General features: G+C 68.9%; 22 protein-coding genes and 1 tRNA gene. 9 read left to right on the top strand and 14 right to left on the bottom strand.

Annotated features, from left to right (window positions below; translation table 11 throughout):
• A partial coding sequence (locus tag CA234_RS12020; RefSeq protein ID WP_164521795.1) for an SPFH domain-containing protein occupies positions 1-914 on the bottom strand: 914 nt, incomplete at its 3' end.
• A gap of 51 nt (positions 915-965) precedes the next feature.
• Here CA234_RS12020 and CA234_RS12015 point away from each other — a divergent pair.
• The 3 genes from CA234_RS12015 to guaB all read left to right on the top strand — a co-directional run bounded on the left by CA234_RS12015 (position 966) and on the right by guaB (position 3,767).
• Entirely contained in the window at positions 966-1,784 is an 819-nt protein-coding gene (locus CA234_RS12015; protein ID WP_126001791.1) for a CoA ester lyase, read from the top strand.
• 49 nt (positions 1,785-1,833) lie between these two features.
• Entirely contained in the window at positions 1,834-2,232 is a 399-nt protein-coding gene (locus tag CA234_RS12010; RefSeq protein WP_125974493.1) for a hypothetical protein, read from the top strand.
• A 77-nt stretch (positions 2,233-2,309) separates the two neighbouring features.
• Positions 2,310-3,767, top strand: a complete 1,458-nt coding sequence (gene guaB / locus CA234_RS12005; protein WP_125974491.1) for an IMP dehydrogenase — start codon at positions 2,310-2,312, stop codon at positions 3,765-3,767.
• A gap of 98 nt (positions 3,768-3,865) precedes the next feature.
• Here the strand turns inward: guaB and CA234_RS12000 are convergent, their stop codons facing one another.
• Complete coding sequence (locus tag CA234_RS12000; protein ID WP_241213472.1) at positions 3,866-5,545, bottom strand: GGDEF domain-containing protein; 1,680 nt, start codon at positions 5,543-5,545, stop codon at positions 3,866-3,868.
• Between the two features lie 194 nt (positions 5,546-5,739).
• Between CA234_RS12000 and CA234_RS11995 the strand changes: the two genes are divergently transcribed.
• Positions 5,740-6,927, top strand: coding sequence for an RsmB/NOP family class I SAM-dependent RNA methyltransferase (locus CA234_RS11995; RefSeq protein ID WP_126001789.1), 1,188 nt, complete (start codon positions 5,740-5,742; stop codon positions 6,925-6,927).
• Between the two features lie 29 nt (positions 6,928-6,956).
• Positions 6,957-7,469, top strand: a complete 513-nt coding sequence (locus CA234_RS11990; protein ID WP_126001796.1) for a tetratricopeptide repeat protein — start codon at positions 6,957-6,959, stop codon at positions 7,467-7,469.
• Positions 7,470-7,475: 6 nt separating this feature from the next.
• Here CA234_RS11990 and CA234_RS11985 read toward each other — a convergent pair whose 3' ends face one another.
• Positions 7,476-7,973, bottom strand: coding sequence for a hypothetical protein (locus tag CA234_RS11985; RefSeq protein WP_126001788.1), 498 nt, complete (start codon positions 7,971-7,973; stop codon positions 7,476-7,478).
• An 83-nt stretch (positions 7,974-8,056) separates the two neighbouring features.
• Between CA234_RS11985 and CA234_RS11980 the strand changes: the two genes are divergently transcribed.
• Positions 8,057-8,133, top strand: a tRNA-Arg gene (locus CA234_RS11980).
• A gap of 47 nt (positions 8,134-8,180) precedes the next feature.
• Here CA234_RS11980 and CA234_RS11975 read toward each other — a convergent pair.
• The 5 genes from CA234_RS11975 to CA234_RS11955 are packed head-to-tail and all read right to left on the bottom strand — an operon-like array spanning position 8,181 to position 12,875.
• Positions 8,181-8,393, bottom strand: a complete 213-nt coding sequence (locus CA234_RS11975; protein ID WP_125974517.1) for a hypothetical protein — start codon at positions 8,391-8,393, stop codon at positions 8,181-8,183.
• Positions 8,394-8,452: 59 nt separating this feature from the next.
• A complete protein-coding gene (locus CA234_RS11970) occupies positions 8,453-9,715 on the bottom strand; it encodes an N-succinylarginine dihydrolase (RefSeq protein WP_125974515.1) in 1,263 nt (420 codons plus the stop codon).
• Positions 9,712-10,728 (bottom strand): arginine N-succinyltransferase, encoded by a 1,017-nt coding sequence (locus CA234_RS11965; RefSeq protein WP_125974483.1) that lies wholly within the window; start codon positions 10,726-10,728, stop codon positions 9,712-9,714. The genes CA234_RS11970 and CA234_RS11965 overlap by 4 nt, the downstream gene beginning before the upstream one ends.
• Positions 10,725-11,933 (bottom strand): hydrolase, encoded by a 1,209-nt coding sequence (locus CA234_RS11960; protein ID WP_125974481.1) that lies wholly within the window; start codon positions 11,931-11,933, stop codon positions 10,725-10,727. The genes CA234_RS11965 and CA234_RS11960 overlap by 4 nt, the downstream gene beginning before the upstream one ends.
• A gap of 54 nt (positions 11,934-11,987) precedes the next feature.
• The gene (locus CA234_RS11955; RefSeq protein WP_126001787.1) at positions 11,988-12,875 is read right to left on the bottom strand and encodes a DUF481 domain-containing protein; all 888 of its coding nucleotides are present in this window, start codon (positions 12,873-12,875) and stop codon (positions 11,988-11,990) included.
• Between the two features lie 130 nt (positions 12,876-13,005).
• Here CA234_RS11955 and CA234_RS11950 point away from each other — a divergent pair, with 130 nt between their 5' ends.
• Positions 13,006-13,722 carry an SDR family NAD(P)-dependent oxidoreductase gene (locus CA234_RS11950; RefSeq protein WP_126001786.1) on the top strand — a complete coding sequence of 239 codons (717 nt, stop codon included), beginning with the start codon at positions 13,006-13,008 and terminating at the stop codon, positions 13,720-13,722.
• On the opposite strand, the gene CA234_RS11945 is transcribed toward CA234_RS11950, so the two are convergent.
• The 3 genes from CA234_RS11945 to CA234_RS11935 are packed head-to-tail and all read right to left on the bottom strand — an operon-like array spanning position 13,716 to position 16,933.
• Positions 13,716-15,047, bottom strand: a complete 1,332-nt coding sequence (locus CA234_RS11945; protein ID WP_126001785.1) for an AarF/ABC1/UbiB kinase family protein — start codon at positions 15,045-15,047, stop codon at positions 13,716-13,718. The genes CA234_RS11950 and CA234_RS11945 overlap by 7 nt on opposite strands.
• Positions 15,037-15,408, bottom strand: a complete 372-nt coding sequence (locus CA234_RS11940; protein WP_126001784.1) for a DUF393 domain-containing protein — start codon at positions 15,406-15,408, stop codon at positions 15,037-15,039. The genes CA234_RS11945 and CA234_RS11940 overlap by 11 nt, the downstream gene beginning before the upstream one ends.
• Positions 15,401-16,933, bottom strand: a complete 1,533-nt coding sequence (locus CA234_RS11935; RefSeq protein ID WP_126001783.1) for a cryptochrome/photolyase family protein — start codon at positions 16,931-16,933, stop codon at positions 15,401-15,403. The genes CA234_RS11940 and CA234_RS11935 overlap by 8 nt, the downstream gene beginning before the upstream one ends.
• 89 nt (positions 16,934-17,022) lie before the next feature.
• On the opposite strand from CA234_RS11935, the gene CA234_RS11930 reads away from it, so the two are divergent.
• Positions 17,023-17,469 (top strand): DUF3429 domain-containing protein, encoded by a 447-nt coding sequence (locus tag CA234_RS11930; RefSeq protein ID WP_126001782.1) that lies wholly within the window; start codon positions 17,023-17,025, stop codon positions 17,467-17,469.
• Here the strand turns inward: CA234_RS11930 and CA234_RS11925 are convergent, their stop codons facing one another.
• Entirely contained in the window at positions 17,470-18,417 is a 948-nt protein-coding gene (locus CA234_RS11925) for an FAD-dependent oxidoreductase (protein WP_126001781.1), read from the bottom strand.
• 14 nt (positions 18,418-18,431) lie between these two features.
• Positions 18,432-19,046, bottom strand: a complete 615-nt coding sequence (folE, locus tag CA234_RS11920) for a GTP cyclohydrolase I FolE (RefSeq protein ID WP_126001780.1) — start codon at positions 19,044-19,046, stop codon at positions 18,432-18,434.
• A gap of 145 nt (positions 19,047-19,191) precedes the next feature.
• Here folE and CA234_RS11915 point away from each other — a divergent pair, with 145 nt between their 5' ends.
• Entirely contained in the window at positions 19,192-19,779 is a 588-nt protein-coding gene (locus CA234_RS11915) for a helix-turn-helix transcriptional regulator (RefSeq protein WP_164521794.1), read from the top strand.
• A gap of 57 nt (positions 19,780-19,836) precedes the next feature.
• Here CA234_RS11915 and CA234_RS11910 read toward each other — a convergent pair whose 3' ends face one another.
• On the bottom strand, positions 19,837-20,061 hold the full coding sequence (locus CA234_RS11910) for a hypothetical protein (protein WP_125974464.1): 225 nt from the start codon (positions 20,059-20,061) through the stop codon (positions 19,837-19,839).
• Between the last annotated feature and the right edge of the window lie 4 nt (positions 20,062-20,065).

The following is a 20,065-nucleotide window of genomic DNA, read 5'->3' as shown; positions in this document are numbered from 1 at the left end:
CCGCCGGACAGCGCATCCTTGGCGAGCTCGCCGATGCCGCCCAGCGTCCCAATCAGCTGGGTCGCCTCGACCGGGAACAGGATCGTCTTGGCATTCGGCGACGTCGCGAACTTGCCGACCGCCTCGACGTACTTCTGCGCGATGAAATAGTTGAGCGACTGGGCGCTGCCGGACTCGATCGCGTCGGAGACCAGCCGGGTCGCCTCCGCTTCGGCCTGGGCGGCGCGCTCGCGGGCCTCGGCGTCGCGGAAGGCGGATTCGCGGCGGCCTTCCGCCTCCAGGATCCGCGCCTGCTTCTGCCCCTCGGCGCGCAGGATCTCCGACTGGCGGCTGCCCTCGGCTTCGAGGATATTGGCGCGCTTCTCGCGCTCGGCCTTCATCTGGCGGCCCATCGCGTTGACAATGTCGGCGGGCGGGCGGATGTCCTTGATCTCGACGCGGGTGATCTTCACCCCCCAGGGCGTCGTCGCATGGTCGACCACCGAGAGCAGCCGGGCGTTGATCTCGTCACGTTTGGACAGCGTCTCGTCCAAGTCCATCGAGCCCATCACCGTGCGCAGGTTGGTCGTGGTCAGCTGGAGCAGCGCGACATAGAGGTCCGACACCTCATAGGCGGCCTTGGCGGCATCGAGCACCTGGAAGAACACCACCCCGTCGGTGGAGATCATCGCATTGTCCTTGGTGATGATCTCCTGGCCGGGGATGTCGATCACCTGCTCCATCATGTTTACCTTGCGGCCGACACGGTAGAAAAAGGCGGGGTAGAAGTTGAAGCCGGGCGCGGCGACGGTGGTGAAGCGGCCGAAATGCTCGATCGTGTACTGATAGCCCTGGGTCACGATCTTCACGCTGGCGAGCAGGTAGAACAGCACCAGCGCCACCAGCCCGGCCAGAAACACGAAAAGCACGTCCATACGCCCCGACTCCCCTCGCAATGGGGCCTAGTGCTAGCATAGAGAAGCGCGATGACCAGCATGGCTCTCGCCCCCCGCACCGCCCTGTTCCTCCCCGCATCGAACCCGCGCGCGATCGCCAAGGCGCGGACGCTCGATTGCGACATGGTGATCCTCGACCTGGAGGATGCGGTGAAGCCCGAGGACAAGGATGCCGCGCGTGAGGCTGCGGCGGCAGCGGCGACGGAGGGCTTTGGCGAGCGGATCGCTGCCATTCGGGTGAACGGCGTCGATGCGGCGGAGCACGGGGCCGATCTCGCCGCGGCCGCGCGCTCGGCGGCGGACCTGGTCGTCGTGCCCAAGGTGGAGGATGCCGCGAGCACCGCGCGGATCGCCGCGACGCTCGGAAAGCCGCTGCTGGCAATGATCGAAACGCCGGCCGGGGTGCTTGCCGCCGCGGCCATCGCTGCGCAGCCGTGCGTCGCCGGGCTGATCGCCGGGACCAATGACCTCAAGGCCAGCCTCGGCATCCCGTCGGCGGCGGGGCGGGGCGGGTTGTCGCTCGCGCTGCAGACCGTGGTGCTCGCGGCGCGGGCGGGGAATGGCTGGGCGCTCGACGGCGTGTTCAACGCGCTCGCCGATGGCGAGGGTCTTGCTGCCGAGTGCCGAGAGGGGCGGGCGTTGGGGTTCGACGGCAAGACGCTGATCCACCCGGGCCAGATCGCGATCGCTGCGGAAGCCTTTGGCGCGACCGCTGACGAGATCGCCGATGCGCGTGCGTTGCTCGCCGCCGCCCAGGGCGGTGCCGAACGGTTCCGCGATCGGATGATCGAGGCGATGCACGTGGCGCAAGCGCGGCTTCTTCTGCAACGTGCGGGCGAAACCGAATAAATTCTATTGCCTGCGTCCGCCGCGTCTGCGGTTCTTCTATGTCTATTGTATGGGGACTCTGCACGAGCTCGACAGGACGCTGCTCCAGGCGATCGGGGCGATCGAGGCGTTGCTCGCCTTGCCGTGCTGCGACGTGGCCGAGCTCTCCCGTATCCGCTACCAGACCGCCCGCGCCGTGGCCGCGCGCCGCCGGGCGATGGACCTGCTGTTCAACGGCGCAATGGCGGAAGGCGGTGCACGCGCCGAGGCGGTGCAGTCGCTCCGTGCCGGCAATTTCGAGATGCGGATGTTCTACACCGACCACACGATCGCCTGGCCCACCGCGCGCGCCGTGGCCGAGTGGCCGGCCTATGTCGCCGCCTCGCGCAAGCTCGCCGCGGTGATCCGGCGGCAGGTGGCGGTGGAACGCGCGCTGCTCTACCCGGAACAGCCTCGCGTCGACGCCTGACGCTGCCCCCTAGCGCATCCGCACCCTTGCGGTTACATGGGCCGCCAACATTCGACTCAAGGATTTGGCGCACCCCCATGGAAATCCCTCTCGGCCTCACGTTCGACGACGTCCTCCTCTATCCGGGCGAATCCGAAATCGTGCCGAGCATGGCGGATACGCGCACCCAGGTGACCAAGGGCCTCGCGCTCAACATCCCGATCCTCTCCTCGGCGATGGATACGGTTACCGAAACCGACATGGCGATCGTGATGGCGCAGCTCGGCGGCATCGGCGTGCTCCACCGCAACATGGAAATCGACGAGCAGGTCGAGGCGGTTCGCCTGGTCAAGCGTTTCGAAAGCGGCATGGTCGTCAACCCGATCACCATGGCGCCGACGGGCACGCTCGCCGAGGCGCAGGCACTGATGGCGCGGCATCGGATCAGCGGCATCCCGATCGTCGAGGCGGACGGCAAGCTGGTCGGCATCCTGACCAACCGCGACGTCCGCTTCGCCGAGAACCCCGCGCAGCGCGTCTCCGAGCTGATGACGCACCAGAACCTCGCCACGGTGGAGCTGGGCGTCGCGCAGGAAGAGGCGCGCCGGCTGCTCCACCAGCGCCGGATCGAGAAGCTGCTGGTGGTCGACGACGCCTATCGCTGCGTCGGGCTGATCACGGTCAAGGACATCGAGAAGGCCGTCACCTATCCGCACGCCACCAAGGACGCGACCGGCCGGCTGTGCGTCGCGGCGGCGACGACGGTGGGCGACAAGGGTTTCGCGCGCACCGAGGCGCTGGTCGATGCCGAGGTCGACCTGATCGTGATCGACACCGCGCACGGCCATAACAAGGACGTCAGCCGCGCCGTCGAGCGGGTGAAGAAGCTCTCCAACCGCGTCCAGGTGATCGCCGGCAACATCGCGACCGCCGAAGCCGCGCGCGCGCTGATCGATGCGGGCGCGGACGGCCTCAAGGTCGGCATCGGCCCGGGCTCGATCTGCACCACCCGCGTCGTCGCCGGCGTCGGCGTGCCGCAGCTCACCGCGGTGATGGACGCGGCGAACGAAGCCGCCAAGTCGGGCATCCCGGTGATCGCCGATGGCGGTATCCGCACTTCGGGCGACATCGCCAAGGCGCTGGCCGCAGGTGCCAGCGCCGCGATGATCGGCTCGCTGCTCGCGGGTACCGAGGAAGCACCGGGCGAGACCTTCCTCTACCAGGGCCGCGCCTACAAGTCGTATCGCGGCATGGGCTCGGTCGGCGCGATGGCCAAGGGCTCGGCCGATCGCTATTTCCAGCAGGACATCAAGGACCAGCTCAAGCTGGTGCCCGAGGGCATCGAGGGCCAGGTGCCGTACAAGGGCCCGGCGCGCGACGTGATCCACCAGCTGGTCGGCGGCGTGAAGGCGTCGATGGGCTATGTCGGCGCGGCGACGCTGCCGGAGTTCCAGAAGAAGGCGCGCTTCGTGCGCATCACCAATGCCGGCCTCAAGGAAAGCCACGTCCACGACGTGACGATCACCCGCGAGGCGCCCAACTACCCGACGCGCTGAGCGTTCTAGAGCGTTTTCACCTTTGGCGAAGACGCTCTAGGTTTTCGATTGCCGCATTTTCCGAGTCGTTGGCCGTAAACGGTCAACTTGAAAATGCTCTAGCCGGTCGCTGCGGGCCTTTGCCCGCTCGCGACCGGCCCCGGTACCTTGTCGGCATGGCGGACCTGGTTGCGGCCGCCGCGCTTCGCCGCGTAAAGCGCGCGGTCCGCTTCTCGATACAGCGCGGCGAAATCGACGCGGTGCCGCCCTTCGGCGACGCCGATGCTGATCGTCACGCGCCGGTCGCCGATCGCCGCGCGATGGTCGCAGGCGGCGATCGCCTCGCGTACCAGCTCGGCGAACGCGAGCGCGGGCCGGTCGGCGGCGATCGTCAACAGCGCGAACTCCTCCCCCCCGAGCCTGGCGACCACACAGCTCGGCCCCTCCCACCGTGCCAATCGCGCGGCGATCGTGCACAGCACGACGTCGCCCGCGTCATGGCCATGCTCGTCGTTGATCGCCTTGAAGCGGTCGATGTCGACCAGCAGCAGCGCGACCGACATCTGGTTGCGCGCCGCCGTGGCGATCAGCGCGTCGGCAGCTTCGAGGAAACCCCGGCGGTTGCGGATCGCCGTCAGCGGATCATGCTCGGCGAGCCGGCTGGCGCGTGCCTCGGCCGCGAGGGCGAGGTCACGTTCGGTGCGCATGCGGGCGAGCCTGCGGCTGGCCGCGAACGACAGCCACAGCGTCTGCCATGCGGAAGCGAACAGCACCAGGATCTGCGCGCCGCCGCCCCAGAACAGCGTTCCGAGATCGACCAGCTGCGTGAGGGCGAGCGCCGCCATCGGCACCGACCATGCCGCGAGCAGGTCGCGCGCCTCGACGCTGCCGCGGCGGGCGCCGACGATGAGGCACGCCAGCACTGCTCCCAGATTGCCCAGCACCGCCGCGGCGAGGGGCGAGGCGATGCTTTCGATCAGCGGTCCTCGCGCCAGCGTCGCGGGGATGCCGATCGCCGCGACGGCGATGCCGAGGGCGAGCGCGGTTGCGCGCAGCGGCCCGGGGATGCGGCCCTTCTCCAGCGCGCTGATCGCGCTCAGGGTTGCCAGCAGGATGGAGAGGGCGGACAGCGCGGTGCTGGTCTGCGCCGCCGTCGTCCCCGCCATGCCCGGCAAGAGCAGCAGGCCGAACTGCGACCAGATCGCGCCCCACAGGAAGACGGTGGCGGCCCAGGCGCCCTGCCAGCCGAGATAGGCGCGGCGCGTGCCGAGGGCGAGCGACAGATTATAGGCCGCCCCCGCCAGCAACAGCGTGAGCGCCGCGCCGACAAGCCCGCCGAGGACGGCGGTTTCGATGTCCGCCTCGCCCGCGCGCAGCAGGCGGAGCCGCAGCAGCGGGTAGCTCGCCAGCCGATCGACGCGCAGCGTGATCGACGTGAGGGCGGTCTTCTGGTCGCGCGGTGTGAAGGCGATCTGCGCACCGGGCCGCCAATGGTCTCCGAAGGCACCGGCGCGGACCTCCTGCCATTCGATGCTGCCATCGGCGTAGCGGAAGGCGACGGCGAGCCGATCGAACCGCGTCTGGTGGACGAGCAACGTCGGGGCCTCGCCGCGAATGCGGTAGCGCTGCGGGTCCAACTGCAGCCATAGTCGTGCCGATTGGTAGCCGGAGGGGGCCGCCCCGCAGCGGAAGCGGATCGCGGCTAGTGCCCCGCTGGGCCCCTCGAGGGGCGAGACGGCATGGCAAATGCGCGAATCGAGCGGGATCGGCACCGCGAACGCTGCCCAGGGCGCGAACATCCACCCGAGCAGCCATACTCGCCACCCGCGAAGCAAGACCCACGCTGCCACGCCACGCACCGAACGCTTCCCCAAGATCCCCACTTCGCACCCCATGCGAAACCACGGATGTACAAAGGATTGCCCTGTCTGGCTATCCGTGATGACGTGCGGGTGTTTTGCATTCCGCGGGCGTTCGGCCTAGCGCTGCCGCCATGACTCCTGCCGCACGTGTACAGATGGCGATCGACCTGCTCGATCAGGTGATCGCGGCCGCGCGCAACCGCGGTGCTGCCGCCGACGTGATCCTCGCGCGCTGGTTTGCCGAGCGGCGCTTCGCCGGCGCCAAGGACCGGCGCGCGGTGCGCGCGCTCGTCTATGACGCGATCCGGCGCTGCGGCGAGGTGCCGGTGTCGGGCCGTGCCGCGATGCTGGCACTCGCGCAGACTCAGCCGGCGCTGGCGGACCTGTTCGACGGTTCGCGCTACGGCCCCGCCGCCATCGCCGCGGGCGAGCCCGTGGCGGCGCAAGGCGTTGCCCCGGCGTGGCTGGAGGCCGCGTTTGAGGCTTCCGGGCTCGATGGTGACGAGTGCGCGGCACTGCTCGACCGCGCGCCGCTCGACCTTCGGGTCAACCGGCTCAAGGCGACGCCCGAGGCCGTGGCTGCGCTGTTCGACGGCGCCGAGCGGCTCGCCTTCGCCCCCGATGCGCTACGGCTGCCCGAGGAAACGCCCGTCGATCGCACCGAGGCCTATGTCGAGGGCGCGTTCGAGGTGCAGGATGCCGGCAGCCAGCTGGTCAGCGCGCTGGCGGGCGCGGCGCCGGGCACGACGGTGATCGACCTGTGCGCCGGCGGCGGCGGCAAGACGCTGGCGCTGGCTGCGGCGATGGCGAACCAGGGCAGGATCCTCGCCTGCGACGTCGATCGGCCGCGTCTGTCGAAGCTGATGCCGCGGGCCGAGCGCGCGGGTGTGACCATCGCCGAGACGTTGCTGCTCAACCCCGCTCGGGAAGCCGAAGCGCTGGCCGATTGGCGCGAACAGGCGGATCTCGTGGTGGTCGATGCTCCCTGCTCGGGCACCGGCACCTGGCGGCGCAATCCCGAGGCGCGCTGGCGGCTGACCCCGGCGCAGCTCGATCGCTATGTCGATACCCAGGCGCATCTGCTCGACGTCGCCGCGCGGCTGGTGCGACCGGGCGGTGCGCTGGTGCATATCGTCTGTTCGCTGCTCGACGCCGAGGGGGCGGGGCAGGTCGAGCGGTTCGTGGCGGCGCAGCCGGGCTGGGCGGCGGTGCGGCTCGATGCGCCGGCGGGGCGTCCCCGGGGCGAGGGGCTGCGGCTCACGCCGCTGCACGACACGACCGACGGGTTTTTTGTCGCGAAGCTGGTGCGGCAATGCTAGCCCGTGGCCATGGAGTTTCGGAGATGTTGATGCGGTTCACGACGATCTCGGTGGCGGCGGCGCTGCTGGTGCTGACGGTTTCGACCAGCCTGAGCGCGCAGCGGCCGGACAGCCAGCTCGAACCCCGTTCGGTCGAGCTGGTGCGCCAGGCGCGCAGTGCGCAGGCGGCGGGCAATCTCGGCGGTGCCAACGACCTGCTCGAAAGCGCGTTGGCGGTCGATCCGCGCAATCGCGAGGCGTTCGTGCTGCTCGCCGATATCGCCCGCACGCAGAACCTGCCCGGCAAGGCGATCCGCTTCTATGGCGAGGCGCTCAAGCTCGATCCCAACGACGTGATCGCGCTGCGCGGCCAGGGCGAGGCGATGGTCGCCAAGGGTGCGATGACCCGCGCCAAGGACAATCTCGCCAAGATCAAGACGATCTGCAAGACGGGCTGCGTCGACGCGACCACGCTCGCCGGGACGATCGCCAAGGGCCCGCCGCCGACGCCGACCCCGGTCGCGGCGAACGACAACACCACCAAGGACGCGGCCAAGCCCTGATCGGGCTCAGCTGGGGGCGATCGCCGCCTCCAGCGCCCGCGCGCGGCTTTCCTGGGCGGCGACGATTGCGCCCGCGCGGTCCATCGCCGCCTGGAGCGCCGGATAATCGGGCTGGCCGCCCTGGGCACGCTCGATCCGCAGCTGGTCCATGTCGGCGAGCGTCACCGCGGTGCGCGAGCGGATCCCGTCGAGCACGCTGAGCGCGGTCTGGGCATCGAGCCACGCGCTTGTGCCCGCGGCCTGGCCGCGGGCGCGCGCAACCTTCGCCTCGGCATCCTTCGCCGCCGTCTGAAACTCGCCATCGGCCGAATCGATCTTCGCCGTGAGCGCCGCAATCTGCCCATCCAGCGCCGCATCGGGCGTGGCCTGCGGAGTCGGCCGCTTGGGCTCGGTAAAGTTCAGCCCTTCGTTCGCGCGCGGTAGCAGCGAGGGATAGCGCGTGGCTGACTGGGCGCAGCCGGCGAGCAGCGCGGCGCCAGCGGCGAGAAGGGAGAGCGATCGCATGGGCTTGCCATATGCTTGTGGAAAACTTGGTGCAACGGGGTTGCGCTCTCCGAATTCCGCCGATAAACGCTCGCCTCCACCAGGCGCCCGTAGCTCAGCTGGATAGAGCATCAGACTACGAATCTGAGGGTCGGACGTTCGAATCGTTCCGGGCGCGCCATTACCCCCGCCAGAGCACCTGCTCGGCGGGGGTTTGTGTTTCCGGGGTCAGGCGCGCGCTTCGAGGCTGTCGAGGATCTTGCCGCCGGCCATGAACACGGCGATCGGGCACACCGCGAACAGCAGCTTGCCGCCCAGGCCCGGATACAGGCTCATATAATGGAAGCCGCGCTCGACCGCGCCGTTGGCGAGCCCGAAGATCACCAGAAAGGCTTCGAACTTCGACTTGATCACGAAGAGGCGGCCGATGCGGTACAGCATGGCCACCACTTAGCAAGCCGCGTGCCAATCGCAGGACAGCGGCGTTTCTCAGCGGGCGGTCATGGTAAACTGTCAAGTAACCCGACAAGGTCGAGCGCCTCGAACAGCGCCGCGCGCGCGGCTTCGATGCGGGCGATCAACGCCGGATCGGCGATCGCGTTCGGGTCGATCGCCTCGGGCCAGTGCGCCTCGATGACCGCAGCGATGCGATCGAGCTTGGCGGTATCGACCAGGAACCGCGGGTCGATCGTCGCCGGATCGGCGACGACACGCAGGCGGAGGCAGGCGGGGCCGCCGCCATTGGCCATGGATTCGCGCACGTCTGCCACCTCGACCCGGCGGATCGGTCCGTTCCCCGCGACATGGGCCTCGAGCCAGTTCCATACGGCGGGCGTATCGCGCGCCTCGCTCGGCACGACCAGCACGGTGTCGCCGCTCGGCACGGTGACCAGCTGGGCGTTGAACAGATAGGAGGCGATGGTGTCGGCGAGGCTCACCTGGTCGGCGGGCACTTCGACGATCTCGACCTCGGGCATCGCGGTGCGGAGCTGATCGTAAAAGCGGTCCTTGTCGGCAAAGGCCTGTTCGTGGGCGAACAGCACCCGGCCATTGGTCACCGCGACGACATCGTTGTGGAAAGCGCCGGCGGCGATCGCCTCTTCCGATTGCTGGACGAACAGGGTGCGCTCGGGATCGAGCAGGTGCCGCCGCGCGACCGCGGCGCTGGCATCGGGATGCTGGCGCGCGGGGAAGGGGCCGCCGGCGACGCCGTAGACGAAGACTTCCACGCCTGGCGCGCCGTGCGCAGGTGCGAGCCGCATATGGTTGGCCGCGCCCTCGTCGCCGAAGGGGGGCGGCACCGGTCCGTGGACCGCAAAGGCGGGATCGGCAAAGGCGAGGCGGAGCTGCGCCAGCGTCTCCGGCCATTCGTGGCTGCGATGGGGCATCGTCACGAGATTGGCCACGCTCAGGTGGCAGCGGCCGTCCGCGGTGTCGGGCGCGGGTGAGACCGTGGCCGCGTTGGCGGCCCACATCGGCGAGGCGGAAAGCGCCTGGGCCTGGCTGTGCGGCGGTGCTTGCTCGTAGCGGAGCCCGAGCTGGGCCAGCCAGTGATGGTCGGGCCGGGCATGGGGCAGCAGAATGCCCTGGTGCAGACCGAGCGCGAGATTGGCGCGCATCTTGGCGACGCCCTGCAAGGCGGCGGCGCGCGGGTGGGAGACGGCGCCGCGGTTACGCGTCGCGGCGAGGTTGCCGGGGCTGAGACCGGCATAATTGTGGCTGGGCCCGACGATCCCGTCGAAATTGATCTCGACGAGCATCAGCGCGCCACCCACAGCACACTGTCGCCGACCGACAGGCCCAGCGCCTCGGCCGAGACCGGGTCGAGCGTGATGCCGCCTTCGGACGGGGTGATTTGCGCCAGCGCGGACTGAAACTCCGACAAGGTGCCCGAGGCGACCAGCGCCGGCTCGCCGCCGCCAGCGATCGCCGCGATGGTCGCGCGCTGGGTTTCGCGGACCGTCTTCACCTGGTCGGTGCGGGCGGTCATGGTCGGGCCACCATCGAAGATGTCGATATAGCTTTCGAACGCAAATCCTTCATTTTCCAGCATCCGCATCGCCGCGCGACCCGAGGGATGCGGCAGGCCGATCACCGCCCGCGCGCTTTCCGATAGCATCGCGGTATAGACCGGATGCTTGGGCATCAGATCGGCGATGAACTGGTTGCCATGGGTGGCGTTGAACTCGTCCGCCTGCTGGAAATTCATCCCGAAGAAGCGCCCGGCGACCCCGTCCCAGAAGGGCGAGCCGCCGGCCTCGTCGATCACCCCGCGCAGTTCCGCGAGGATTCGGTCGGCGAAACGCGCGCGGTGCTGGGCGATGAACAGATAGCGGGCGCGGGCGAGGAGCAGCCCCAGGCCGCCGGCGCGTTCGCCCGGGTGAAGGAACAGCCCGCCGACTTCGCTGCAGCCTTCCAGGTCGTTGACAAGACTTAAGATCTCCGCACGGAAGGTCCGCTTAAGTTCCTGACTATGCTTGGTAACCGTGCCGATGCGATAGCTGTAGAAGGGCCATTTGTCGCCGACGCGGGTGAAGATCTGGCAGGTGCCGCGCACCTCGCCGGTTTCGACATTTTCGAGGATCAGCACGAACAGGTCGTCCGCGACCTCCGCATCCTCGCCGCGCGCAAAGGCGGCATGGCTGCGATCGAGCTTGGCGCGAAGGGCGGGCTTGTCCGGCGGCAAATTGGTAAAACCGCCGCCGGTTAGCTTCGCCATCTCATACAGATGCTGAAGATCCTCGTCGCGTGCGGCGCGGATGCGGAAGCTGCTCATGGCCGGCCCCGCTCGGCAAGGCGGAGCAGGGTGAGGACCGAGAGCGCGGCGCGCTCGGGCAGGCTTTCGGGGATCAGAAATTCCTCCATGGAATGGATGGCGCCGCCGCGGGCGCCCATGGTGTCGACCACCGGCACCCCGCACGCCGCGATGTTGTTGCCGTCGCAGACGCCGCCGGTCGCTTTCCAGGCGATCGGGATGCCGAGATCGGCGCCGGCGTCGCGGACGAGGTCGAACAGGCGGGCGGCGGCCGGGTCGATCGGCTTAGGCGGGCGGTTGAAGCTGCCGTGCAGTTCGATGCGGACCTCGTGCGCGGCCGACACCTGCGCGATCGCGGCATCGAGCGCGGCCTGCGCGCGGGCGGTCGCGGCGGCATCGCCGGGGCGGAAGTTCACCCGCAGGATGGCGAGGTCGGGCACGACATTGTTGGGGCCGCCGCCGTCGATCCGCGCCGGGTTCACCGACAGCCCGGGCGCCTTCGCATCGGCCAGCATCACCGCCAGCGCCGCCGCGGCGACGAGCGCGTTGCGGCCCTCTTCGGGGTTGCGGCCGGCATGGGCGCTGCGGCCATGGACGACGAGCGAGAAATTGCCCGTTCCGCCCCGCGCCCCGGCGAGGGTGCCGTCGGGCAGCGCGGGCTCATAGGTGAGCGCGGCCGTCTTGCCCAGCGCGGCGCGGGCGATCAGCGCGCGCGAGGAGAGCGACCCCGTCTCCTCGTCCGAGTTGATCAGCACCGTATAGCCGAAACGCTCGGCCAGCGGGCTCGCCTCGGCCGCGTCGAGTGCTGCGAGCATCAGCGACAGGCCGCCTTTCATGTCGGCGGCGCCGGGCGCGTTGAGGCGGCCATCGGCCAGCCACTGCGCCTGCTGGAAGGGATGATCGGCGGCGAACACCGTGTCCATATGGCCGGTGAGCAGGACCTGCACCGGCGCGTCGGGCCGTACCGTCAGCAGCAGGTGGCGGCCATGGGCCAGCGGCTCTACGGCACCGCCCGGCGCCACCGTCTCCACCGGCTCGGGCTCGACGAGTTCCAGCGCACCGGGCAGCACTGAAAAGGCGTCCGCCAGCGTCGCCGCCATGGCGGACAGCCCCGCCAGGTTGCGGGTGCCGCTGTTGATCGCCGCCCACTCCAAGGTCCTCTCCAGCATCGGCGCGGCTTGTGCGCGCTCGATCGCCGTCCGTTCGATCGCGGATAGCATGGTCATGGGGGCGTGGTAGCGCGGAACCGGGGGGATTGAACACCCCCGGCGACCTACCGATCAGAAATCGACGACGAGCGCGGCGCGGCTGGTGGTGTCCGTGGTCAGGCGGCCGAGCGGCGGCGAGCTTTCATATTGCACCGTATAGCTGAACTGCGCCGAAAGCGGCCCGATGAGCTTGGCGAGCAGCGCCGACTTGGTCGCGACGGTGCTGTTGTCCTTCTCGACATAGGCCGAGGCCTGCTGGGTGATCGACATGCCGCGCGACAGCCGCCACGAGAAGTCGAGCGAGCCGCGCGCCGCGATGTTGTTCTCGGTCGGCGCGCCGATGAAGCGGGTGTAACGATAGGCGGGGCCGAGCTCGACGTCGAGCTTGACCGCCGAACTCTTGATCGCGCTGTAGCCGGCACCGGCCGAGAGGGAGACACGGTCGCCGAAGCCCGAGAAGCGATCGCTTTCATATTGCGCGGCACCGTACATGTACGCCCGATCGTCAAACTTCCAGTTGGGCTCATAGGCGGCGAGGTAGCGTTCGCGCGTGGTGAGACCGAGGCTTTCCTGGTAATCGGCTTGGACGCGCACCTTGTGCCGCCATTCGATGCCTTCGCGCTTCACCTCGGCTGCGGCGGTGACGCCGATATTCTCCGAGTTGCCGGTCTGCACATAGCCGCCGAGCTCGACATGGCCCTTCACCAGCTGGAGGAAATGCGCCTCGCGCAGCGCCTGCTGCGCGACTTCGCGACGGCTCGAGCGCCATTCGCCGGCGATCTTGGCGACCAGCGGTGCGCTCGCCGGATCGGCGGTCTTGGCATATTTGACGATGACGGCAACGTCCGCCTCGTTGCCCGAGCTCATCGCCGCGTCGAGCATCGCCTTGATCGTCGGCGGGATCGGCGGATCCTCGGCGTTCGCGAGCAGCAGCGGAAAGGCAAGGAGTAGGGCACGCATCACGCAGTCGTCCTAGCCATGATTTCGCGGCGCAAAAAGGGCAGGCGGTCGCATCTGTATACCGCATGGCCTCAGCGGCGGCCGTGCGGACAGGTTGCGCCGGGGAGGCGGGGCGCAGAGAGTGCCGCGCATGGATAGGCAGGCGGTGGTGTTCGGGGCTTCGGGTGGGATCGGCGGCGCGATCGTGGCGCAGCTCGCCGCCGACCCCTCGATCGCGCGGATTTACGCGGGCAGCCGTCGCCCTGGCGCATCGGCGCACGCGAAGCTGGTGCCGTTCGGCTTCGACCTGACCGACGAGGCGAGCATCGCTGCCGCGGCCGCCGGGGTGGAGGGGGCGGTGGACCTGGTATTTGTGGCAACGGGGATGCTGCACCGCCCCGGCGGCCCTTCGCCGGAAAAGGCGCTGCGCGCGCTGGACGGCGCGGCGATGGCGGTACTGTTCGCGGTCAACAGCATCGGACCGGCGCTGATCGCCAAGCACTTCGCGCCGCTGCTGCCGCGCGATCGCCGCGGGGTGTTTGCGGCACTGTCGGCGCGGGTGGGGTCGATCGCCGACAACCGGCTCGGCGGCTGGCACAGCTATCGTGCGTCCAAGGCGGCGCTCAACATGCTGATGGTCAACCTCGCGATCGAGCTGCGGCGGACGCACCCGCAGGCGATCGTCGCGGCGCTCCACCCGGGTACCGTTGATACCGGTCTATCCGCCCCGTTCCAGCGTGGCGTGCCGCAGGAAAAGCTTTTTAATCCAGATCGAAGTGCCGGCTACCTCTTGGGCGTTCTGGGCAAGCTCGCTCCTGCGGATTCGGGCGGCCTGTTCGCCTGGGACGGTGCTCGCATCCCCTATTGAGCGAGGCGCGTCTCTACCAGCCCGCGCAACGCCACGCGTGCCTTGAACCGGGCGGCGAGCAGCGCCATGCCGCTGATCTTGCGCTGGACGAATAGCGTGTCCGCGGGCGGCACGTGCCATACCGCGCGGTCCTCGACCATCTGCATGCCTTCGCCGCGCACCGCCTGAAGGAAGCTACGGTCGCCGAAGTCGAAATCGTCGGCCCGATCGGTCTGTTCGAGGATCAGCGCGATCATCCGGTCGATGACGGCTGGGTGGCGCTCGAGCGCGGCAGGGCTGAAAAAACCGAGGTCCTGTGCGGCGTCGCGCACGGCAGCACGATCACTGTTCAGTCCAGCCTTGAGAAGGTTACGATAGCCGTTTGTAATACCGTCTGTAACGGGCATGGCAGCGCCGAAATCGAGCAGCACCAGCCGTTCGGTTTCGGGCTGGTAGCGATAGTTGGCGAAATTGGGATCGGTCTGGATGAAGGCGAAGGCGAACAGCTCCTGCAGTACCAGATCGATCAGCGCGGTGGTGACGCGGTTGCGCTCGTCCTGGTCCGCCGCCTCCAGCGTCTCGATCGGCTTGGCGGCGATATAGTCCATCGCCAGCACGTTGATGGTCGACAGTTCGGGCACAGGGCGCGGCACCAGATAGCGGTCGTCGCCAGCGAGATGGTCAGCATAGCGCGTCATCATCGCCGCTTCGCGGACATAATCGGCCTCGTCGTGCAGCTGGCGCTTGGCCTCGCCGAGCAGCGGCGCGATGTCGAGGCCCTTGGGCAGCAGGCCGGACAGGCGGAGCAGGGTCGCGACATTGTCGACATCGGCGTCGATGCTCTCGCGCACGCCGGGGTACTGCACCTTGATCGCGAGCATGCGCCCGTCGGGCAGGCGGGCGCGGTGGACCTGGCCGATCGACGCGGCGGCCATCGGGTGCGCCTCGAACAGCGCGAAACGGCGGCGCCAATCGGCACCCCATTCCTTCGCCAGCACCTGCTGGAGCTGGGCGGGGGGCATGTGATGGGCGCGGTCGCGCAGGCGGGCGAGGATCTGGGTGAGCTCGTCGGGCAGCACGTCGCCGGCGTCGAGCGAGATCATCTGCCCGAGCTTCATCGCCGCGCCGCGCAGCTGCGCCAGCTGCTCGGTCGCGCGCGCGACGTTGCCGGGGGTGAGGACGAGGTCGCGCAGTTGCGGGCGCTCGCCGGCGACGAGGCGCTTCGCGCCCTCGGCGAGGACGTTGCCGGCAACCCCGCCGGCGAGCCGCCCCATCACCCCGAAGCGGGCGAGCCGCCCCCTGGGCACGGCCCGCGAGCGGCCGTCATATCCCGTATCATCCGCCATGCCGTTCCCTTTCGCGCATCCAGCGCTGGAGTTTGGGTCGAACGCGCAGGAAGGCGCGATAGAGCCGTTCGAGTGCCCATGTCGCCCCGGGCAGCAGTGCAAGCAATCCCAGCGGGCGCAAGAGCGGGATTGCCCGCCACATCGCCGCGAATGCAGCCGCGCCGCTGTAGAAACGGCCTTGCGCGTCGCTCACATGGAAGCGCGCGAGCAAATCGCCGCGGTCGAGCGGGCAACTGCTGGTGTCGTCGCGCACATCCACGAAGCGCAGGTGCCCGCGCCGGTCCAGTCGCCGCATCAGCGCGATCTCGCGGGTGCACAAGGGGCAGCCGCCGTCATACCAGACGGTGAGGAGCTCAGCCATTCCAGTGGCTCCCGGCGGGGACCAGCGCGTCAAGGAAGCGGGCGGCGTCATCGGCGATCTCCGCCTTGCGCTCCTCGCTCATCCGATCAAGGTTGCGCACGATCGGGCCCATCCGCTGGTTGCGCGCGAAGCGGTCGCGGTGGCGGGCGATGAAGTCCCAGTAGAGATAGTTGAACGGGCAGGCATCCGGCCCGGCCTTCAGCTTCACCTGGTAGCGGCAGCCGGCGCAATAATCGGACATGCGGTCGATATAGGCGCCGCTGGCCGCATAGGGCTTGGAGCCCATGATCCCGCCGTCCGCAAACAGCGCCATGCCGATGGTATTGGGCATTTCCACCCACTCATAGGCATCGGCATAGACCGCCATGTACCAGACATGGACCAGATAGGGGTCGATGCCCGCGAGCAGCGCGAAATTGCCGGTGACCATCAGCCGCTGGATATGGTGGGCATAGGCATAAGCGCGGGTCTGCTCGACTGTGTCGCGGATGCAGGCCATGTCGGTTGCGGCGGTCCAGTAGAAATCGGGGAGCGGGCGACGCGCTTCCAGCGCGTTGGCCTCGGCATAAAGCGGCATGTGCACCCAGTAGATGCCGCGCACATATTCGCGCCAGCCGAGGATCTGCCGGATGAATCCCTCGGCCGAGTTGATCGGCACGCGGCCGGCGCGCCACTCCGCCTCGGCGCGGCGGCAGAGGTCGAGCGGATCGAGCAGGCCGATGTTCATGTAGAGCGCGAGGTGCGCGTGGAACAGCACCGCCTCGCCGCGCCGCATTGCGTCCTGATAGTCGCCGAAGCGCGGCAGCGCGTACTTGAGGAAATGATCGCGTGCCTTCTCGGCGTCGGCGCGGGTGACGGCGAGCGCGAAGGGCTGCAGGTCGCCGAAATTGTCGGGAAAACGATGCTCGACCAGCGCCAGCACCGCGCGGGTGATCGCATCCGGCGCGAACGCCGGGAGCGCCGGCGGCTCGGTGCCGGGGGGCGGCGTCCCGCGATTGTCGTGGTCGTAATTCCATTCGCCGCCGGCGGGCTTGTCGCCGTCCATCAGCAGCCGGGTGCGGCGGCGCATGTCGCGGTAGAAATACTCCATCCGCAATTGGCGGCGGCCTTGGGCCCAGGCACGGAAGCCGCCGGGATCGATCAGGAAGCGGGTGTCGGGGAGGAAGGTTAGGCCGGGCACGGCGGCCAGCGCCTGGCGGAGGCGCCATTCGCCCGGTTCGGTGCAGAGTATTTCCTCGACGTCGCGTTCCTCGCGGGCACGCTCGATCTCGCCGACCAGGCTGCCGCGGTTCTTGGGGTCCTCGAGGTGGGTGTAGCGAACCTGCCAGCCCTTGCCCCGCAGTTCCTCGGCGAAGTGGCGCATCGCCGAGAAGACGAAGGCGAGCTTCTTCTTGTGATGCGGAACGTACCGAGCCTCCTCGGCGACTTCTGCCATCAGCACCATGTCCTCGGCCGGATCTCCCTCGGCGAGCGAGGACAGGCCAGCGCTGAGCTGGTCGCCGAGGAGGAGGATCAGGCGGGCCATGCACGGTCATGTGGGGCAGGGGCGGGCTGGGCACGCGATGTCTTTTCGGACAGGTTGAGCGCTGGCGGCGCCCGGGCGATCCCGACATCATGGAAAATCCCGCCTCGCTCGCTCCTGCCGCGCGTTTGCTCGGCTATGCCGGACTGCTGCCGCTGATCGGCTGCGCGGCCGGTCTCGGGTTGGTGCCGATGCACCGCGCGCCGCTGCTCGACGCCGGGTTCGGCTATGCCGCGCTGATCTTCAGCTTTCTCGGCGGGCTCTGGTGGGGGCAGGGCATCGCGCGCGGGAAGGCGTCCCCCGCGCTGTTCACCATCGCGGTGCTGCCGTCGCTGGTCGCCTGGGGGCTGATGCTGCTCCGGCTGCTCGGCTGGACCACGCAGGAAGCGCTGCTCGTGCTCGGAGCAGCGATCCTGCTCTCGCCGGTCGTGGACCTTGCGCTCGCTCGCAAACAGGCCACCGTGTACGGTTGGATCGCACTGCGCCTCCAGCTTTCCACGGGGCTTGGTGCTCTGACGCTGGCGCTCGCCATCCTCTGATCAGGCGGCGGCTGCCGCGCTGCCGATCATCGTCCCCAGGCGGTGGCCGGAGAGCCAGGCCAGCTCGACGCGCGGGCCCTGCAGCCAGTCGCCACAGGCGCCGAGCCGGAGCGACCCGTTCCACAGCGCGCCCTTGTCGATACCCGGCGTCATCGCGAAGCGCCAGCGATGCGCGGCGAGGTAGCGAACCGCCGGCACCGCACCGTCAGCATGCGCGAGCAGGGCGCCGAGCAGCGCCTGCGCCACGGCATCTGCGCTGTCCTCGAGATGCTGGGTCGACCAGGAGCCATGACCCTGCACCACCCAGGTCTCCCCATCGTGGCGCCCTGGCTTGGCACCGTCGCGCGCTGCCCAGCCGATGATCCCCCGCTGGCGGATGCTGTCGGCCGCGATCGGCACGCGATCCTCGAACGCGATCATCGCGGTCCAGCAGGGCTGCGAGCGTGCCGCCATCGCATCAGCCGCCATCATCAGGTCGTGGGTGCCAAGGATCGCCGCGGCCTGCTCGGCCGGCAGCGCGATGATCGCCGCGTCGAACGGCCCATGCTGCTGCGCCTGCAGCCGGACGTGCCAGCCCTGCGCGTTGCGCGTCAGGCCGACGATATGATGCCCGAAATGCACCTGATGTGCCGACGCCATGTGGCGCACCGGCGCATTCATCGTCGGAGTGCCGACCCAGGCGTCCGGCCCGGCCTCATCCCAGGGGCTGGCCAGGCCCTGCGCCTGCCAGTCCTGCACGAGGCGCCGGAACCGCTCGTCGCGGACGGTGAAATACTGCGCGCCGTGGTCGAAGTGGAGCGTCTCGCCGTCGACCTCGACCCGCCGGGTCGACATTCGCCCGCCGGGCCCGCGGCCCTTGTCGAACAAGGTCACCCGGTGCCCGGCGGCGAGCAGCTGATCGGCACAGGCCAGGCCGGCGATGCCGGCACCGAGGATCACGACGTCCATCTGCGCGGTCCCGCTCAATAGCCCATCAGCGACATCAGCTCGGCGCGGCTGCTGCGATCCTCGAGGAAGCAGCCCAGCATGCGGCTGGTCACCATGCCGACGCCGTGGGTCTTCACCCCGCGCCCGGTCATGCAGCCATGCTGCGCCTCGATCACCACCGCGACCCCGGCCGGCTTGAGGTGCGTCCAGATCGCCTGCGCGATCTCGGCGGTCAGCCGCTCCTGGATCTGCAGGCGGCGGGCATAGCCGTGGAGCACGCGGGCGAGCTTGGAGATGCCGACCACCCGGTCCTTCGGCAGATAGGCGATCGAGGCCTTGCCGGTGATCGGCGCGAGATGGTGCTCGCAATGCGACTGGAAGGGGATGTCCTTCAGCAGCACGATCTCGTCATAGCCCGCCACTTCCTCGAAGGTGCGGGCGAGGTGCATGCCGGGATCCTCGTCATAGCCGGCGCAATATTCGCGCCAGGCCCTGGCGTGGCGCAGCGGCGTGTCGCGGAGGCCCTCGCGCTCCGGATCCTCGCCGACCCAGCGCAGCAGCGTCCGCACCGCTTCCTGCACGTCGTGGGGGACCATTTCGGCGCCTGTTTCGTTGTCGGCCCGTTCTATATCGTTGCAGAAGAAGTTCATCGGGCCTACCTTTCGTTTCACCGGCAGCATTTGCGTGGCGCGCCGGCATCGAGTGTCCTCCACATGAGGAACCCGGGGGAAACCGGGAACATGGACAAAAGGGTATGCAGATTTGCGGCCCCAAAAGGATGCGGAAAGCCGACCAATGCCACTGACCGACATGATCGCCGGAAGCGCCGTCGCCGCGGTGCTTAGCAACCCCAGGCTCCCCGACAATCCCATCATCGATTGTAACGACGCCTTTGTCAGCCTGACGGGGTATCGCCGGGATGAAATCATCGGCCGCAACTGCCGGTTCCTCGCCGGTGACAAGACCGAGCCGTGGCTCAGCGAGGCGCTGAGTGCCGGCGTGCGTGAGAAGCGGCCGGTGATGGTGGAGATTCTCAACTACAAGAAGGACGGTACGCCGTTCCGCAACGCGCTGCTGGTCGCGCCCATCTTCGGCGAGGATGGCGAGCTCGAATATTTCCTCGGCTCGCAGATGGAGGTGGAGGGGCCGAAGGACGGTACCGCGCACCGCGCCACCATCGCGCGCGACAAGATCGACGGTCTGTCCCCGCGCCAGCGCTCGGTGCTGATCGCGATGGCGGCGGGCAAGCTCAACAAGCAGATCGCCTATGACCTCGGCCTGACCGAGCGGACGATCAAGATGCACCGTGCGGCGATGTTCCGCGCGCTGGGCGTGCGCACCGCGGCGGATGCCGTCCGGATGGCGATCGAAGCGGGCTATTGAGCCACAAAAAAGGGGCGCCCCCGAAAGGACGCCCCTGATGGGTTCGGCCGGTACGGCTTACTGTGCGTTGGCGACCGGTGGTTCGACGCCGTTGTCCGGCGCGGCGTTGCCGATCATCGCCTCGGCCTCGGCATTGGCGCGATCCTCGGCGTCGTTCTGGTAGATCATCGCATTGGCCTCGGGCGCGACGTTCGCGCCGTCGGACAAATTGCCTTCGCCGCCGCCGCATGCCGCAAGCGGCGTCAGCAGGGCTGCCGCGGCCATCAGGCGAAGCTTGGTCATCCGG

Source organism: Sphingomonas sp. ABOLE (assembly GCF_003950455.1).
Classification (GTDB): Bacteria; Pseudomonadota; Alphaproteobacteria; order Sphingomonadales; family Sphingomonadaceae; genus Sphingomonas; species Sphingomonas trueperi.
This window is presented reverse-complemented; position numbering and strand designations above follow the sequence as displayed.